Here is a 15,941-nt window from a genome sequence, read left to right on the forward strand (position 1 = left end):
GCGACGGGGGACGATGGGGACATGACCGAGCCGTCCGAGCACTCGTGGCTGGCCCGGCTCGCTGCTGCGGGCCCCCGGCTGTTGACTGAGGCCGTCTCGTTCGTGCTGGCTGCCGGGTGGGTGTTGTGGCTGATCGGGTTGTTCCTGGTCGGGCTGATGGGTGCAGGGGGCCGGTTCAGCGAGCTGCAGGGGGTGCTGCTCGTGATCACCTTCGGACTCACCGCGCCACTGGCCGCGTGGCTGTTGCGGGCGCACGCCGAGCGACATGGCGGCCGCCGGTCCGGCCGGTGGTGGTGGGATGTGGGTCGGCGCCCTGCCCCCGTCGCCCTCGCGCCGCTCGGCCAGGGGAGGACGGAGCACGCTCGCATCGAGGACATCAGCATGGCCGTCGGCGCAGCGGCGGCGTTCTGGGCGCTGTATGCCGGGTCGCCGGCCGCCGCGGTCGTCGTCCCGGTCGCCGTCTGGGCCGTGATCTGGAGCCGGTGGCTGCGCTGACTGGTGCCACCTGCCCACCTGCCAACCTCCGGCCCCTACGTCATACGGAATGTGCGCCAGAGCGCAGAATCCGTATGACGCTGCGATGGTCGGCTCAGCGGCGGGGGAGGGCCTCCAGGGCCCGGGTCAGGTCGCGCACGGTGTCGCGCGCCAGCTTGAGGAAGACCAGCGTCATCAGCGGATCGGTATACCGCGCCTTGCCGTTGAAGGTCACCGTGGCGTCGTAGGTCAGCCGGGCGCCGCCACCGGTGGAGATCACGTTGATCCGGTCGTAGGACGTCGCGGTGGTGTTGGTGCCGACGAAGACCAGACCGTCGTCACGCAGCTCGGTGAGCTCGTACTCCAGCTCGGTGTTGATCACGATCAGCTTGCTGGTGTTGTGCCATCGGGAGCCCACGCGGATCGGTCCGTCGTCGATGCGCTCGCAGGCCACGGTGCCGGGATCCCACTCGACCGCGTTGGAGAAGTCCTTCAAGTAGTCGATGGCCGCGGCCTGGTCGACGTTGACGGCGAACTGACGGGTGACGTGCACCATGGGTAGCTCCTGGATCGCGCGAGACAGAGGGACGGCTTGGTGCTAAGGGTGCCTCACCAGCAGGTATGCAGCGAGTCGCCGCAAGTCAGTAAGGGTAGGTCCTCGGCAGCTCTCGTCGGGCCTGGAGCTGTCGCTGCAGGAGGAGACAGCGGTGCCGGGTCAAGGCCGTGTGGACCACCGGGTCCTGACCCCGGTCCTGCCCGAGCTCGCGGTGCTCGGTGGGGTCCTCGACCATGTCCCAGAGGCGCTCTCGGCCGTCCTCGTGCACCAGGTAGTGATGGGTTGAGGAGCGCACCGACGTCCACCGCTCGTGCTCGGTGATCGCGATGTCGAGCCGGTCCAGCGGCTCGTCCCGCAGCGCGGACAACAAGGACTGGCCCTGCACGTCCGTCGGTACCGGGATGCCCAGGGCCTGCAGGACCGTGGGCATGACGTCGGTGAGCTCGACGACGTCACTGACCCGCCGGCCAGGTCGGACGATCCCGTCGGGCCAGCGCATCACGAGGGGGACCCGGGCCACCGGGTCGTCGGCCGGGTAGCCCTTGGCCAGACGCAGGTGGTCCCCGAGCCACTCTCCGTGGTCGGACAACAGGACCACCATGGTCCGGTCGGCCCGTCCCAGTGCCTCCAGACCCTCCAGGATCCGCCCGATGTGATGGTCCAACTCGCTGAGGGCTGCGAAGTACCCGTGCTTGATCGCACGCAGGCGGGAGTCGGTGAGCTCGGTGCTGGGCTGTTCAGCCCGCTCTTGATCGTCCAGCGCAGGCGGGGCAGAGCGGATCGTTCGTAGAGGTTCAGGAACCGCTGCGGGACGTAGAACGGCGGGTGCGGGGCGAAGAAGTTGGCGATGCACATCGACGGCTGGTCCAGGGGTAGCGCGGCCAGGTGCTGCAGGACGCTGCTCGCCACCCACGCTGTATGGGCCAGCGACTCGTCGGCCCCGAAGGGGTGCGGACCGTCGAAGTCCTCGCGCGGGCCGTCGTCGGGGTGCATGACCCGGGGATCCAGTCCCATCATCGACTGCCACTGTGCTGCAGCGGGGGGCAGCCCGATCGAGATCGAGCCCACCGCGGCCGGGTCCACGGATCGGACCCACGCCCGGTAGTCGTCCTCATAGACCCCGGGTTCGTCGCACAGCTTGAGCACGTCGAACCCGTAGGAGGGGTGCGGCCCGGTGTGGTCGCGGTTGGCGTGGGGTTGGAAGTGCAGCTTGCCGTGGTTGGCGGTCCGCCAGCCTCGTCGGCGAAGCACCGTGGCAAGGGTCTGCACGTCGATCGGGACGGGCACGCCCATGGACGTGATCCCGAGCGAGGAGGGGTAGCGACCGGTCAGCATCGAGACGCGGCTGGGCATCGACACGGGGGACTGGACCACCGCATGGTCGAAGTGGACGCCATCCGCCACGAGCCGGTCCACAGCTGGGGTGCGCACCGGTGAGCCGAGGCACCCCAGCGCGTCCCAGCGCCACTGGTCGGTATGCAGGATGAGCAGGTCCGGAGAAGGGCTGAGCGTCACTGCAACCCCTCCTTGAGGTGCGACATGCGAAGGATGGGCCGCGTCGGAAGGACGACCTGGCGGGACGGGCCACTCTCCCCGCGCAGGCGAGCAATGGCTATCGACGCGGCAGTGCGCCCCATCTCGAGGTCGTCGTGGGCCACCACACTGATCCCCAAGGTCCGAGCGAGCTCGAAGTCGTCAAAGGCGATCAGGCCCGGTGACGCATGCTGTGCGCGCAGGGTCTCCAGCACCCCGATTGCGGCACGGTTGTTGCCGGCGACGATGGCCTGGGGCGGCTCGCTCAGCTGCAGCAGCGAGATCGTCGATCGGGCGGCGGAGTCGATGTCCGGGGCGTCGGTGCGCTCCAACGCCGGGTCGGGGGTGATGCCCCGCTCGACCAACGCGTCCCGGTAGCCGCTGAGTCGCTCACCGTGGGTGTAGAGCGTCGGTCGGCTCCCGACGAACGCGATCCGCCGGTGACCAGCATCGAGGAGCGCACGGGTGCCGTTGCGTGCTCCCTCCCGGTTGGCGAACACCACGCTGTCGCTCAGCGCGTCGATCAGGGGACGGTCCACGGCCACGATGGGCGTGCCGAGCTGTCGCTCACCCTCCAGGTAGGAGTGGTCCTGGGAGACCGGCACCAGGAGCAGCGCTCGCACCCGCCGCTCCAGCACCGCCTCGACGACTTGGGCCTCCTGTCGCGAGCGGTCGGCGGTCGCCGAGAGCAACAGGGTAGTCGCGACGTACCGGCCTGCGCACGGTGCAGATCCAGGAGCCTGAGGACGAACTCGGCCGGCGCTGGCATCTGCAGGTCAACGGGCGCCAGGTGCGGGTGCGCGGCTACAACTGGATCCCGGACGATCCGTTCAGCGCGGAGGTCACACCGGAACGGATCAGGCGCCGGCTCGACCAGGCCGTGGCCGGGGGTGCCAACCTCCTTCGAGTCTGGGGCGGCGGGTATGTCGTAAATCATGACTTCCTCGAGGCATGCGACGAGCGAGGACTGCTGGTCTGGCACGACTTCCTCTCCGCCTGCGCGGCATACGATGAGTCACCCGAGATGCTCGACCGGATCACCGCGGAGGCCGAGCAGGCCGTGACGGACCTGTCCCACCACCCGTCCCTGGTGATCTGGTGTGGCGGCAACGAGTGCGTCTGGGGGTGGCACAGCTGGGGCTGGCAGGCCGAGCTGCAGGGACGATCCTGGGGGGCGAGGATCTACGGCGAACTGCTACCCGACGTGGTGGCCAGCCTGGACCCCTCAAGACCGTATGTCGGCAACAGCCCTGGTCCGGATCCGTCGACCTCGACCCCTCCGATCCTGCTCGCGGCCCGGTGCACCTGTGGGAGGTCTGGAACGAGATCGACTTCGAGCACTACCGTGCGGTCGACCCAGCGTTCGTCTCCGAGATGGGTTGGTGCGCGCCGCCGGCGTGGACGACACTGCGTCGGGCTGTTCCGCAGGGATCGCTCGACCTCACGAACCCTGGCGTGCGACACCACCTCCGTGCGGCTGACGGCGAGCTCAAGCTCAACCGCGGACTCGAGGAGAACTTCGGCGGCGCTGCGGACCCCGACGGCTGGCACTACCTCACCCAGCTTCTGCAAGCCCGCAGTCAGCAGTCCGGCACCGAGTGGTTGCGCAGTCGCGAACGGTGCGCCGGCGTCGTCGTGTGGCAGCTCAACGACTGCTGGCCCGTCGTGTCCTGGGCCGCGGTCGACGGTGACGAGCACCTCAAGCCGCTCTGGTACGCCCTGCGCCGAGGCTTCGCGGACAGATTGCTGACACTGCAACCCCGACACGTGGCCGGAGCAGACGGCGCATCCCGTCCGGGAGACGTCGCGGTATTCGCGGTGAACGACAGTCCAGAGCAGTGGGACCTCGCGGTCACGGTGCGCCGGGTTGATCTGCACGGCACCGAACTTGCCGGCGCCGACGTGGAGTTGGGCGCGACCGCAGGGGGGACTGCCTGCGCGCGGTTGGATGATTGGATCGTCGTGCCGGACGACCCAGCCGCAGAGCTGCTGGTGGTGCAGGACACTGAGGGCCGTCGCTCTTGGTGGCCCTTCGTGAAGGAGGCCAGGATGACCTTGCCTCCTCCTCGTTTCGAGGTCTCGGTGCGAGAGGTCACCGACGACGCCATGGTGCTGGACATCGCGGCAGCCAGTTTGCTGCGAGACCTGATCGTCTATCCCGACCGGGCGGCTCACGAGCTGGGACTGGACCCGGCTGCCGCGCACGTTGACGAGATGATGGTGAGCGTGCTGCCCGGCGAGAGGATCAGTCTCACCCTGACCGGCCTGCCCGGGGTGGGCGACGTCCCTGAGGACAGACTGACCGCGGTGTCGAGCACATCGCCGGTCCTTCGGGTGCTCGGGGACCGTCACCGGCCCGGTGCGAGCGGCCTCGACGGAGCAGCCGAGTGATCGCCGGGATCGAGACGGGTGGGACAAAGGTCGTCTGCGCCGTCGCCGAGCGCGGAGGTGGCATCCTCCACCGGACGACCATCCCCACATCCCACCCGGAGGAGACAGTGGGACAGATCGTTGAGTTCCTCAGGGACACGGTCCCCGGAGACGATCTCGAGGCCATCGGGCTGGGCACCTTCGGCCCCGTCGATCTGGACCCGCAGAGTCCTCAGCATGGCGTGCTCGGGCGCACCCCGAAGGCACGCTGGACCGGGGTTCGGATCAAGGATCTGCTGCACACCGCCCTCGCGGTGCCCGTAGCGATCGACACTGACGTCAACGCCTCGGCCCTGGCCGAGGTCAGATGGGGAGCGGCACAGGGGCTCGACCCAGTTGTCTACGTCACGGTCGGGACAGGGGTCGGGGTCGGTGGTGTCGTCGGCGGCCACACCTTGCAGGGGTACGGCGGCGGGCACCCCGAGCTGGGCCATCTGCTCGTGCGTCGCCACCCCAGGGACACCTTCGCGGGTCACTGCAGCTTTCACGCCGACTGCCTGGAAGGCTTGGCCGCGGGCCCGGCGCTGGAGCAACGATGGGGGCGACACGGTGTGCGCGCCCCGGAGCTGGACCCCCTGATCGCCGATCTCGCTGGCTACTACCTCGCCCAGCTTGTCGTGGCGATCACCTACGGACTGATGCCGGGCTGCGTCGTGCTCGGTGGCGGTATCAGCGCCGTGCCGGGTCTGCGCGAGCGAACCCGGGAGCACAGCGCCCGACTGGTCGCCGGATATCTGGACGACCACCCGCTGTCCCAGGTGGGCAGCGACTACATCCGACCGCCAGCGCTGGACGGTCAGGCGGGCGTGCTGGGAGCGCTCGCGATGGCGGACGATCTGCTCGCCTCGACACCTGCCTCGGCGGACGAGCGATCCGGCGCCCAGGCAAGGAGCTCGGGGTGAGGGCTCTGGGACCGCTGGTCTTCGAGCCGATCCTGGTCGAGAAGCCGTGGGGTGGGCGACGGCTTGCGGATCTTGGACGGGACCTGCCGGACGACACGCTGATCGGGGAGTCCTGGGACGTCACCGACCTCGGCGGCACGGGTGACGCCGCAGGTGATCCGCTGTGCAGCAGCGTCGTCCTGGGCCCGGAGAGCTCAGGACGAACCCTGCGGGACCTGGTGGCGGCCCACGGTGTCGAGCTCCTCGGCGAGATGCACGCGACGTCCTGGGGTGGTTTCCCGCTGCTGGTCAAGCACCTGGACGCCGGCCAGCATCTGTCGGTGCAGGTCCACCCCTCGGCCGCCGTCATCGACGAGCTGCCCGGTGCGCACATCAAGAGCGAAGCCTGGGTGGTCGTCGCGGCCGAACCCGACGCGCAGATCTATCTGGGCGTGCGACCAGGGGTCACGCCGGAGCAGGTCGAGGGGGCCTTCGGCACCCCGGCGTTGGTCGAGCTGCTGCGCACCGTGCCGGCACGGGTCGGCGATGTGCACGACGTGCCCGCGGGGCTGATCCACTCCTTGGGGGCCGGTGTGGTGGTGGCCGAGCCGCAGACCCCGTCGGACACGACCTACCGGCTCTACGACTGGACCAAGGAGTACGGCCGGGCGCCGCGAGATCTGCACCGCGACGAGGCAATGACCTGCCTTCGTGCGGAGTGGTCGGTCAACCTCGACCCGCCTGCCGTGCGCGGCGACGACGGTGTGGTCGTGCGCTCCGAGGCGTTCACCGTCCGGCGGGTCCCAGCGAGGGGGCTCGATGTTGAGCAGGTGAGCGTCGCGGCGCGGCCCAGCCCCCGGACCATCATCGTGCTCACCGGCGAGGTCGGTATGCCGGACGGTCGCCTCATCGCACCTGGCGGAGTGGTCGTGCTGCCTGCAGCGTGGTCGGGGACGCTCGAATCACGGCATACCACCAGCTGGGTGGAGATCGACCTGCATCGTTGACCTCACCGCGGCCGCAAACGCGGTCAGCCCACCATCTCGACCCTGGCACCCACCCGCTCGTAGGTCGCCTGGGCGCGGCTGTCGCGCGAGGCCAGGACGGCGTCGTTGGCCACGGCCGCGAGGGCGACGAGGGCGTCGTAGACCGCGCCGCCGACCACCTCGACGTCGGCCAACAGGTCCGGAAGCCGCACGTAGGAGGCCTGATCGGGGACCAGGGCGGGCTCGCAGCGAGCAGCGATGAGACGTGCAGCGTCGGGTCCGGACAGCCGTGCGTCACCCGGGAGGCGGGTCAGGACCGAGTACGTCTCGACGAGGGCGTGCCCGCACAGCGCGACCCGGCGTCCAGCCCACCACTGGCTGACCCTGCCGTGCGCGGCGTGGGATGTCAGCAGCAGCGGTATGGCGACGCTCGTGTCGAGCGCGAGCGGAGCGCTCACCGACGTCCGGCGTCAATGAGAGCGAAGACCGTCTCGTCGTCGATCTCGGTCTCGCTCGTGGCCACCAGGACGCCATCCTCCTCGACCAGCCGGGCGGTCCGCCCACCGACGGTGACCTGCAGACCCGCGCCGTAGCGCGAGATGTCGACGGTGGACCCGGCCGTGATGCCCAGGGCGTCCCGTAGTGGCTTGGGCAGCACCACTCTGCCTACGGAGTCGACGGTCGATCTCATAGGGAGAAGCCTACCAACGTCTTCCCAGTAGCGGGTCTTGCCGGCGACTGCGGGCGGGCGGATAGCGTGAGGGTGTGCTCGATGACGTGCTCGCCCCGAGGGTCTCGGTCGAGGTGGGCTGATGCCCATCGATGATTTCAGCCTCGACGCGTTCTCCCTGCGCGGCAAGCGGGCTATCGTGACCGGAGGCAACATCGGGCTCGGGCGGGCGTTCACGGTGGCGTTGGCTCGAGCCGGGGCCGACGTCCTGGTGCCGGCCCTGGCGGAGGACGGTGGCACGACGGGCCGCCTGGTGGCAGGCTGCGACGGGCGCGACCGCATACCTGCTGGCGATCGACGGCGGTTCGCAGAGCACCAAGGTGTCGGTGATCGACGAGACCGGCGCGGTGCACGCCACCGGACGGACGGCGCTGCGGCCCTACGAGCTCGGACCGGACGGGTATGCCGTGCACCCTGGTGACGACCTGTGGGACTCCCTTGTCGTGGCGATCCGGGAGGCGCTCGACGCCTTCGCCGGCACGCCCGCGGACATCACGGCGATCGGGCTGTGCAGCATCCGCTACTGCCGCGCTCTGCTCGATGGCCACGGCCGGCTGACCGAGCCGGTGCTGAGCTGGATGGACGCACGGGTGGGCCGGCCGCTGGCCGATCCGGCGCCGTCGGTGGCGACGGTGGCCAGCGCGGCGGGCTATCTGACGATGCGGCTCACCGGCGAACGCCGGGACAATGCCGCGACCTACCAGGGCATGTGGCCGATCGACCGGGCCACGCGGGACTGGTCCAGCGATCCGGCGCAGGAGCAGCGGACCGGTATGCCGAGGCGCCTGCTGCCCGACCTGGTCGACCCCGGTGAGCGGCTGGGATCGGTGACGACGGAGGCGGCCGCCGCCACCGGCCTGGCGGAGGGCTGCCCGGTGCACGCCACCGCCAACGACAAGGCGGTCGAGGCGCTCGGTGCCGGCCTGTTGGCGCCGCCGGCGCTGCTGCTGTCGCTGGGCACCTACATCGCGTCGATGACTCCGGGCACCGATCCGGATGCGGGCGAGGCGCGCGTCTGGGTCAATGACGCGGCGGTGCCAGGGCGTTACCTCTACGAGAGCGGCGGCATCCGGCGGGGGATGTCGACGGTGTCGTGGTTGCGCGACCTGGTCGGCTCGGCGGCGACGGGGGTCGAGCCGATGGCGACGCTGGACTGGCTGGAGGCCCGCACCACCTCTACCGCTCGGTGCTGGAGGGCATCGCGCTGACCATGCTTGGGCATGCCGAGGCGATGGCGCAGGCGCTGTCGACGCCACATCTCGAGGTCATCGTCTCGGGCGGGGCGCCTGGTCGGACTTGATGATGCAGATCGTCGCCGACTCCTGGGGCCGGCCGGCGATCAGAGCGGGTATGCCGGACGCCGCGGGTTTGGGAACGGCCGTGTGTGCCGCCGTCGGCAGGGGTGCATCCCGACTGGGAGACCGCGTTCGGCGCGATGGTGCGCCAGGGCCGCACCTTCACGCCGGATCCGGAGGCGCAGCGACGGTATGCGGAGGTGGCTGCGGTGTTCCGGGATCTGCCCGGCTTCACCGACCCGATGTTCTGCCGCATCGCCGACGGGCTGGGCTGAGCCCCCGCGACGGTTGGCAGGCACACGGGCTGATCGAGGCGCAATGTGCACGATCGGGTCTACGCTCGGTGCATGCGCCTGGTCATTCGCGGCCACCACCTCCCCGGGCGCCGCTGCGGTCCCTACGACGACGTGCACGTCGGCCTACAGGTCGGCCGGGTGGCCTCTGGCCTCGCTCCCGGAGATGCGACGCGAGCCGAGTGGGTCACGGACATTCGCACCGACAAGGCCGACTTCCACGGCCCCGCCGTGCACGGCGTCAAGGGGGCTCGCTTCGTCTACCTCACCTGGGCACCCACACCGACGAGACCTTCACCATGGTCATGCGCGCCAAGCTCATGCTCGCAGACCTGCCCGAAGGTGCCGAGGATGTCATGGTTGAGGTTGATCTCACCGACGACCGCGGCCTGCCTCGGTGCGCGCGTCTGCGTCCGCCCGCCATCCGCCTCATCTGACGTCGTCCACGGATGGAGTCGACCCGTCTCGCCGAACTGCGCGGGATTGTGCACATCGCGCGGTCTCCGGCGGCCGCGCAATGTGCGCGAGGTCGTGCGTCGGCCGACCTCAGGCCTCGATCTCGCTCCGGTCGCCGGACCACTGCGTGTGGAACGAGCCGTCGCGGTCGGTGCGCTCGTAGGTGTGGGCGCCGAAGAAGTCACGCAGCCCCTGCACCAAGGCGGCCGGCAGGTGCGGTGCCCGCACCGTGTCGTAGTAGGCAAGTGCTGCGCTGAACCCGGGGACCGGCACCCCGGCCGTGGTGGCGAGGCCGACGACCTGGCGCCAGGCGTCCTGGGCCTCGCCGAGCTCGGCCGCGATCGACTCCGCCTCCAGCAGCGTGGTCAGCTGGCCCTCGGCATACTCGCTGCGGATACGCTCCAGCAGCCGCGCCCGGATGATGCAGCCGGCCCGCCAGATCTTGGCGACCTCGGCGACGTCGACGTCCCACTCATAGCGCTCGCTCGCCGTGCGGATCATGTCCAGACCCTGGGCGTATGCGACCACCTTGGAGGACCACAGCGCCGCCCGCACCGCGTCGATGAGCTGCCTGCGGTCCTCGACGGACAGCGTCCGGGCCGGACCGCTCAGCGCTGCCTGCGCTGTCTCGCGCAGCCCGGTGTGCCCGGAGGTCGACCGGGCGAAGACCGACTCGGCGATGGTGTTGACCGGCACGCCGAGCTCCAGCGCGGTCTGCACGGTCCACCGGCCGGTGCCCTTCTGCTCGGCCGCGTCGCGGATCACCTCGACCAGCGGCTTGCCGGTGGCCTGATCGACCTGGTCGAGCACCTCGGAGGTGATCTCGATCAGGTAGGAGTCCAGGTCGCCGGTGTTCCACTCCCGGAAGACGCCGGAGACCTCGCTGGCCGACAGCCCGGCCGCGGTCAGCACGTCGTAGGCCTCGGCGATGAACTGCATGTCGGCATACTCGATGCCGTTGTGCACCATCTTGACGAAGTGCCCGGCGCCGTCCGGGCCCATGTAGGCGCAGCACGGCTCGTCGTCGACCTTGGCCGAGATGTCCTCCAGGTAGGGACCGAGCGCCTCGTAGGCCTCCGGGCTGCCCCCGGGCATGATGCTCGGCCCCTCCAGGGCGCCGACCTCACCACCGGAGATGCCGGCGCCGACGAAGTGCAGGTCGTGCTCCCGCAGCGCGGCCTCCCGGCGCCGGGTGTCCTCGAAGTGCGCGTTGCCCCCGTCAACGATGATGTCACCGGGCTCCAACAGGTCGGTGAGCTCGTCGATGACGGCGTCGGTGCCCGGCCCGGCCTTGACCATGATGATGACGCGGCGCGGCTTCTCCAGGCTGGCGACGAAGTCCTTGAGGGCCTCCGAGGCGACGAAGTCGCCGGTGTCGCCGAACTCCTCCATCATCTCGGTCGTCTTCGCTGTGGTCCGGTTGTAGAGCGCGACGGTGTGACCGTGGCTCGCGAAGTTGCGGGCCAGGTTGCTGCCCATCACGGCCAGGCCGATCACGCCGACCTGGGCGCGTGCGGTGTCGTTGCTCATCGAGGACTCCTCTGGGATCTGGTGGCGTGCGTGCGTCGATCCTGCCCGGTATGCCGTGAGATCACCAACGCCGGTGGCGGCACGTTGTCCAGGTGAGCGGGTGTGGTCCGCCGTACGCTGGGACGATGCCGACCACCTTGCTCTGGCTGCGCCGTGACCTGCGGCTGGATGACCTGCCCGCGCTCGGCGCCGCCCACGACGCGGCCGACGGCGGCCGGGTGCTGCCCGTTTTCGTGCTCGACCCCCGCTTGCTGGAGGAGTCGGCGGTGCGCACCCACTGTCTGCTCTCGGCGCTGGAGTCGGCACAACAGGCGTATGACGGGGCGATCGTGCTGCGGACCGGCGACCCCGAGCAGGTCGTGCCGGATCTGGTGCGGGAGATCGGTGCCAGCAGCGTGCACATCTCGGCCGAGTCCACGCCGTTCGGCCGGCGCCGGGACGCCGCGGTGCGCGAGGCACTGCCCGAGGGCGTCCCGCTGGTCGCGACGGGCTGCGCGTATGCCGTGGGGCCGGGCACGATCCGCAACGGCTCGGGAGACCCTTACCAGGTATTCACGCCGTTCTCCCGGGCCTGGCGCGAGCACGGCTGGCCCGACCCGGCACCGGTGCCGAAGGACCTGCGGTGGCACCGGCAGGCCGAGTCCGAGGGCATGCCCGACCGTCCCGACCTCGGCGACGTGCAGCTGCCGGAGGTGGGGGAGGAGGCGGCCCACCAGCGGTGGGAGGCGTTCCTGGGCGACGATGTGACGGCATACGACGAGGAGCGCGACCGGGCCGACCACGACCGGACCAGCCAGATGTCGGTGCACCTGAAGTACGGCACCATCCACCCACGCACCCTGCTGGCCGACCTACGCGGCCGGCGCGACAAGGGCGCGCACACCTTCGCGACCGAGCTGGCCTGGCGCGAGTTCTACGCCGATGTCCTCTGGCAGCAGCCGGCCTCCGCCTGGTCGGACCTCAAGCCGGCGCTGCGAGGGATGAGCTACGACGACCCCGAAACCGACGACGGTGTGGCCCAGGCGATGCAGGCCTGGCGCGAGGGGCGCACCGGCTACCCGTTCGTCGACGCCGGGATGCGTCAGCTGCTCGCCGAAGGATGGATGCACAACCGACTGCGCATGGTGACCGCGAGCTTCCTGGTCAAGCACCTGCACGTCTGGTGGCCGCACGGCGCACGGCACTTCATGCAGCAGCTGCGCGACGGCGACATCGCCTCCAACAACCACGGCTGGCAGTGGGTCGCCGGCACCGGCACGGACGCGGCGCCCTACTTCCGGGTCTTCAACCCGGTCACGCAAGGCGAGAGGTTCGACCCCAGCGGTGACTATGTGCGGCGCTACCTGCCCGAGCTGCGACACCTGGCCGGCAAGGCGGCGCACCAGCCGTGGGGCGCCGACGACGGGTATGCGCAGGGCTACCCCGAGCGCATCGTCGAGCACAAGGAGGCGCGGGAGGAGGCGCTGCGCCGCTACGAGGCCGCCCGCTCCTGACCCCCCTCTGCTCGGGATGGTGCGCGCTCAGCCCAAGCTTCCGGTGCGACGCAGCGCCACCTCGGCCAGCCACGCCGCCGCGTCCGGCAGCACCGAGTCGTCGAAGGCGGCCCGCGGTGAGTGGTTGTCCGGTGCACTGTCGGGGTCGTCGGTCGGACAGGCACCGAGCAGGAAGTAGGCACCGGGCACCTGCTCGAGGACGTAGGACATGTCCTCGGACCCCATCTCGGGGTCGGGGCGCTCGACATACCGGACGTCGCCGAACAGATCGGTGGTCACGTCCCGGGCGAAGTCGTACTCCGCGGCATCGTTGATCGTCGCCGGGTAGCGCTCGCTGAAGCCGACCGTGGCCGTCATCCCGTGGGCGCTCGCCACCCCCTGCGCCACCCTCTCGATCGCCTGCACGGCACGGGCGTGCTGCTCGGGCGAGAACGTGCGCAGGGTCGCCGCGAGCTCGCCCGAGTCGCCGATGATGTTGTCCTTGGTCCCTGCGGCGATCCGCCCGACGGTCAGCACGACCGGGTCGAAGACGTCGAAGCTGCGGGTCACGGTGGTCTGCAGAGCCAGCACGATCTCGCACAGCACCGGCACCGGGTCCAGCGCCCGGTGCGGCGCCGAGCCGTGCCCGCCCCGACCGCGGACCTCGATGCGCACGGTGTCGGCCCCGGCCATCAGCGGCCCGGGCCGGGCGGACCACTGCCCCCGCTCGAGCTCGGAGGAGAAGACGTGCAGGGCGTATGCCGCATCGACCCGACGCCCGGCGACGTCCAGCAGCCCCTCGGCGAGCATCGGCGCCGCGCCGCCGGGCCCCTCCTCGGCGGGCTGGAACATCAGCACGACGTCGCCGGCGAGGTCCGTACGGCGGGCGTGCAGGATGCGGACCGCCCCGACCAGCGCGGCCATGTGCATGTCGTGACCGCAGGCGTGCATCGCGCCAGGGTGCTGCGAGGCGTAGTCGACGTCGACCTCCTCGGTCACCGGGAGAGCATCCATGTCACCGCGCAGCAGCACCACGGGCCGGTCGGACGCCTCCGGGTCCTTGCTGCCGCGCAGGACGGCGACCACTGAGCTGAGACCGGCACCGGTGGTGATCTCCAGGTCGAGGTCACCCAGCTCGCCGAGGATGCGCTGCTGGGTCAGCGGCAGGTGCAGGCCGATCTCGGGTATGCGGTGCAGGTCACGACGGAGCGCGACCAGGTCATCGGTCATCGTGGTGGCCAGGTCCAGCGAGCTCGGCATACCGCGCATTGTGTCGCGCCGCCCCCTTCCCAGCCCACCCGAGCTCTGACAGACTCAGGTGTGTGACGAGGCTCACACCAGCCTCGGTGCCTATGTGACCCCGACGAGCGCGCGGTCGAAGTCAATGTCGCCGGCGGTGTGGGTCACTGCGGTCGACCAGGCCCACGCTGCACCGCCGAGGGTGCCGAGACCGGCCAGACGGACCAGGACCAGCACGATCCGCAGGATCGGCCCTCGTGACCGGCCGGTCCGGGAAAGCTGTCGAGATGACATGTCACTGCTCCTCCTATGTCGGGTGTCCCCTCCACGCTGTCGTGGCGGTGTGTCGATGAGAAGGGCTTTCGGGGTGCGTCCAGGGGTCCGGTAAGGGGCGGCTCAGGGCGGTCCCTGAGTCGGGCGTTGCCTGGGCGCCCGCGCAGAACCCCGAGCAGATGGTCAGGCGCGACGCACTTCCCCGAGCAAATCGGTTGGGCGGCGTTTCGAACCCCGAGCAAACGGTGGGAGAATGGGGTCGTCATGACGACTCCCCCGCAAGCTTCCCCGGGCACCGCTGTGCCCGCAGTCGTCGACCCCCGCACGGTTCGGCTCGCCTCGATCGCCCTGATCACGGGCGGCTTCGCCATCGGCGTCACCGAGTTCGTCACGATGGGCCTGCTGCCCCAGATCGCCGACGGGGTCGGGGTCAGCATCCCCACGGCGGGTCACACCATCTCCGCATATGCCCTCGGCGTGGTCATCGGGGTACCGCTCATCGCGACCGCGGGCGCCCGACTGCCACGCCGGGCGTTGCTGCTCGCGCTGATGGCGGTCTTCGCGGTGGGCAACACGCTGGCGGCCCTGGCCCCGGGCTACGGCACCCTGATGGCCGCCCGCTTCCTGGCCGGGCTGCCGCACGGCGCGTTCTTCGGCCTGGCCTCCCTGGTCGCGGTCAGTCTGGCCCCGCCCGGGCGCAAGGGTCGTGCGGTCGGCACGATCATGCTGGGCATCCCGATCGCCATGATCGTGGGGGTGCCGACGGCGACCTGGGTCGGGCAGGCGGTCGGCTGGCGCACCGCATACTGGACCGTCGCGGTGCTCGGTGTGCTCACGGTGCTGCTGATCCGGGCCTGGGTGCCGATCACCCCGGCCGACCCCGACCAGTCCTGGCGCCGGGAGCTGCGTGCCTTCACCAGCGTGCAGGTCTGGCTCACCCTGGCGGTGGGGGCCATCGGCTTCGGCGGGATGTTCGCGATGTACAACGACCTGTAGGTAAAGTAGCAGGTCAGAGCGTCATAGCGCCTCCCGAGTCCGCAACGAGTCCGCACGAGCAGCCATCACGACCGACACGGCAGCCCGCGCGGACTCATCCGCGTCCGGCCACAGGTGCCCGTAGGTGTTGAGCGTCGTCATGGCCGAGGCGTGCCGCAGGCGCGCCTGCACGACCTTCACGTCGAGCCCCGACGCGATCAGCAGCGAGGCGTAGTAGTGCCGCAGGTCGTGGAAACGGAACCCCTCGGGCCGACCCGGCACCTTCCCCCTGCCCGCCCGCATGGCCCGCTCGATGGCCCACGGCGAAGACTCCCGGCCGATCTCGTCCGTGACGACTGTGCGCCCCTCACCCTGTGCCACCGCGGCCGACAGCATGAGCGCCAACTCCTGCGGGATCGGGACCGGGGTCCGCGAGGTCTCCGACTTGAGCTGTCGGTCCGGGTACTGGATCACGGGCGACACGATGCCTCGCATGAAGTCCACGTCACCCGGCCGCAGAGCAGCCGCCTCAGCGGTCCGCAGGCCGACGAACGCACCGAGCAGCACAGCAGCCCGCAGGTGCTCCGGGAAGACGTCGTGGCGCGCCCACACCTGCTCTGTGGTCGCCACGTAGGGCCGCTGCCCGCCCTGGCCCGGTGACGTCCGTCGTGAGCACGGGTTGCGAGGGATGATCCCGTCGTGCACCGCGTCGCCCATCACCTGAGACAGCCTGCTGTGCAACGCGTACACGTAGGAGTCGGCGCGTCCCTCCGCCCGCAGCTTCGCTGTTCACGCCTTGACGTGGGACGGCTTCACCG

Annotated in this window: 17 protein-coding genes and 2 pseudogenes; 9 read left to right on the forward strand and 10 right to left on the reverse strand. The window is 70.4% G+C overall.

The window, feature by feature from the left end; translation table 11 throughout:
• Positions 1-21 precede the first annotated feature (21 nt).
• Positions 22-495, forward strand: coding sequence for a hypothetical protein (locus ACR2FV_RS15140; protein ID WP_434016532.1), 474 nt, complete (start codon positions 22-24; stop codon positions 493-495).
• 94 nt (positions 496-589) lie between these two features.
• On the opposite strand, the gene ACR2FV_RS15145 is transcribed toward ACR2FV_RS15140, so the two are convergent.
• The 4 genes and pseudogenes from ACR2FV_RS15145 to ACR2FV_RS15160 all read right to left on the reverse strand — a co-directional run bounded on the left by ACR2FV_RS15145 (position 590) and on the right by ACR2FV_RS15160 (position 3,255).
• Positions 590-1,030, reverse strand: coding sequence for an SRPBCC family protein (locus tag ACR2FV_RS15145; RefSeq protein ID WP_434016533.1), 441 nt, complete (start codon positions 1,028-1,030; stop codon positions 590-592).
• Positions 1,031-1,115: 85 nt separating this feature from the next.
• A complete protein-coding gene (locus ACR2FV_RS15150) occupies positions 1,116-1,883 on the reverse strand; it encodes a sulfatase family protein (protein WP_434016534.1) in 768 nt (255 codons plus the stop codon).
• Positions 1,820-2,545, reverse strand: a pseudogene (locus tag ACR2FV_RS15155) (sulfatase-like hydrolase/transferase); the annotation flags it as partial. The gene ACR2FV_RS15150 and the pseudogene ACR2FV_RS15155, both read right to left, overlap by 64 nt.
• A complete protein-coding gene (locus ACR2FV_RS15160) occupies positions 2,542-3,255 on the reverse strand; it encodes a substrate-binding domain-containing protein (RefSeq protein ID WP_434016535.1) in 714 nt (237 codons plus the stop codon). The pseudogene ACR2FV_RS15155 and the gene ACR2FV_RS15160, both read right to left, overlap by 4 nt.
• Before the next feature lie 607 nt (positions 3,256-3,862).
• Here ACR2FV_RS15160 and ACR2FV_RS15165 point away from each other — a divergent pair.
• The 3 genes from ACR2FV_RS15165 to ACR2FV_RS15175 are packed head-to-tail and all read left to right on the forward strand — an operon-like array spanning position 3,863 to position 6,881.
• The gene (locus ACR2FV_RS15165) at positions 3,863-4,954 is read left to right on the forward strand and encodes a hypothetical protein (RefSeq protein WP_434016536.1); all 1,092 of its coding nucleotides are present in this window, start codon (positions 3,863-3,865) and stop codon (positions 4,952-4,954) included.
• Positions 4,951-5,895 (forward strand): ROK family protein, encoded by a 945-nt coding sequence (locus ACR2FV_RS15170; protein WP_434016537.1) that lies wholly within the window; start codon positions 4,951-4,953, stop codon positions 5,893-5,895. Before ACR2FV_RS15165 ends, ACR2FV_RS15170 begins: the two co-directional genes overlap by 4 nt.
• Positions 5,892-6,881, forward strand: a complete 990-nt coding sequence (locus tag ACR2FV_RS15175) for a type I phosphomannose isomerase catalytic subunit (protein ID WP_434016538.1) — start codon at positions 5,892-5,894, stop codon at positions 6,879-6,881. Before ACR2FV_RS15170 ends, ACR2FV_RS15175 begins: the two co-directional genes overlap by 4 nt.
• Before the next feature lie 23 nt (positions 6,882-6,904).
• Here the strand turns inward: ACR2FV_RS15175 and ACR2FV_RS15180 are convergent, their stop codons facing one another.
• Together ACR2FV_RS15180 and ACR2FV_RS15185 are read right to left on the reverse strand one after the other, a co-directional pair.
• Positions 6,905-7,318, reverse strand: a complete 414-nt coding sequence (locus ACR2FV_RS15180) for a PIN domain-containing protein (RefSeq protein ID WP_434016539.1) — start codon at positions 7,316-7,318, stop codon at positions 6,905-6,907.
• Positions 7,315-7,551 carry an AbrB/MazE/SpoVT family DNA-binding domain-containing protein gene (locus ACR2FV_RS15185; protein WP_434016540.1) on the reverse strand — a complete coding sequence of 79 codons (237 nt, stop codon included), beginning with the start codon at positions 7,549-7,551 and terminating at the stop codon, positions 7,315-7,317. Before ACR2FV_RS15185 ends, ACR2FV_RS15180 begins: the two co-directional genes overlap by 4 nt.
• 272 nt (positions 7,552-7,823) lie before the next feature.
• On the opposite strand from ACR2FV_RS15185, the gene ACR2FV_RS15190 reads away from it, so the two are divergent.
• The 3 genes and pseudogenes from ACR2FV_RS15190 (at position 7,824) to ACR2FV_RS15200 (ending at position 9,615) form a co-directional block, all read left to right on the forward strand.
• On the forward strand, positions 7,824-8,798 hold the full coding sequence (locus ACR2FV_RS15190; protein ID WP_434016541.1) for an FGGY family carbohydrate kinase: 975 nt from the start codon (positions 7,824-7,826) through the stop codon (positions 8,796-8,798).
• Positions 8,799-8,974: 176 nt separating this feature from the next.
• Complete coding sequence (locus tag ACR2FV_RS15195; protein WP_434016542.1) at positions 8,975-9,160, forward strand: hypothetical protein; 186 nt, start codon at positions 8,975-8,977, stop codon at positions 9,158-9,160.
• Positions 9,161-9,232: 72 nt separating this feature from the next.
• Positions 9,233-9,615: pseudogene (locus ACR2FV_RS15200) on the forward strand (DUF5990 family protein).
• A 109-nt stretch (positions 9,616-9,724) separates the two neighbouring features.
• Here ACR2FV_RS15200 and gndA read toward each other — a convergent pair.
• Complete coding sequence (gene gndA, locus ACR2FV_RS15205; protein WP_434016543.1) at positions 9,725-11,164, reverse strand: NADP-dependent phosphogluconate dehydrogenase; 1,440 nt, start codon at positions 11,162-11,164, stop codon at positions 9,725-9,727.
• 125 nt (positions 11,165-11,289) lie between these two features.
• On the opposite strand from gndA, the gene ACR2FV_RS15210 reads away from it, so the two are divergent.
• Positions 11,290-12,657, forward strand: a complete 1,368-nt coding sequence (locus ACR2FV_RS15210) for a cryptochrome/photolyase family protein (protein WP_434016544.1) — start codon at positions 11,290-11,292, stop codon at positions 12,655-12,657.
• A gap of 27 nt (positions 12,658-12,684) precedes the next feature.
• Here the strand turns inward: ACR2FV_RS15210 and ACR2FV_RS15215 are convergent, their stop codons facing one another.
• Together ACR2FV_RS15215 and ACR2FV_RS15220 are read right to left on the reverse strand one after the other, a co-directional pair.
• Entirely contained in the window at positions 12,685-13,896 is a 1,212-nt protein-coding gene (locus tag ACR2FV_RS15215) for a M20 metallopeptidase family protein (RefSeq protein WP_434016545.1), read from the reverse strand.
• Between the two features lie 90 nt (positions 13,897-13,986).
• Positions 13,987-14,169 carry a hypothetical protein gene (locus ACR2FV_RS15220; RefSeq protein WP_434016546.1) on the reverse strand — a complete coding sequence of 61 codons (183 nt, stop codon included), beginning with the start codon at positions 14,167-14,169 and terminating at the stop codon, positions 13,987-13,989.
• Positions 14,170-14,412: 243 nt separating this feature from the next.
• Here ACR2FV_RS15220 and ACR2FV_RS15225 point away from each other — a divergent pair, with 243 nt between their 5' ends.
• A complete protein-coding gene (locus ACR2FV_RS15225; protein WP_434016547.1) occupies positions 14,413-15,144 on the forward strand; it encodes an MFS transporter in 732 nt (243 codons plus the stop codon).
• Positions 15,145-15,165: 21 nt separating this feature from the next.
• On the opposite strand, the gene ACR2FV_RS15230 is transcribed toward ACR2FV_RS15225, so the two are convergent.
• Positions 15,166-15,864 (reverse strand): site-specific integrase, encoded by a 699-nt coding sequence (locus tag ACR2FV_RS15230; RefSeq protein ID WP_434016548.1) that lies wholly within the window; start codon positions 15,862-15,864, stop codon positions 15,166-15,168.
• Positions 15,865-15,941 lie beyond the last annotated feature (77 nt).

This window comes from Ornithinimicrobium sp. (assembly GCF_051004135.1).
In the GTDB taxonomy this organism is placed as follows: domain Bacteria; phylum Actinomycetota; class Actinomycetes; order Actinomycetales; family Dermatophilaceae; genus Ornithinicoccus.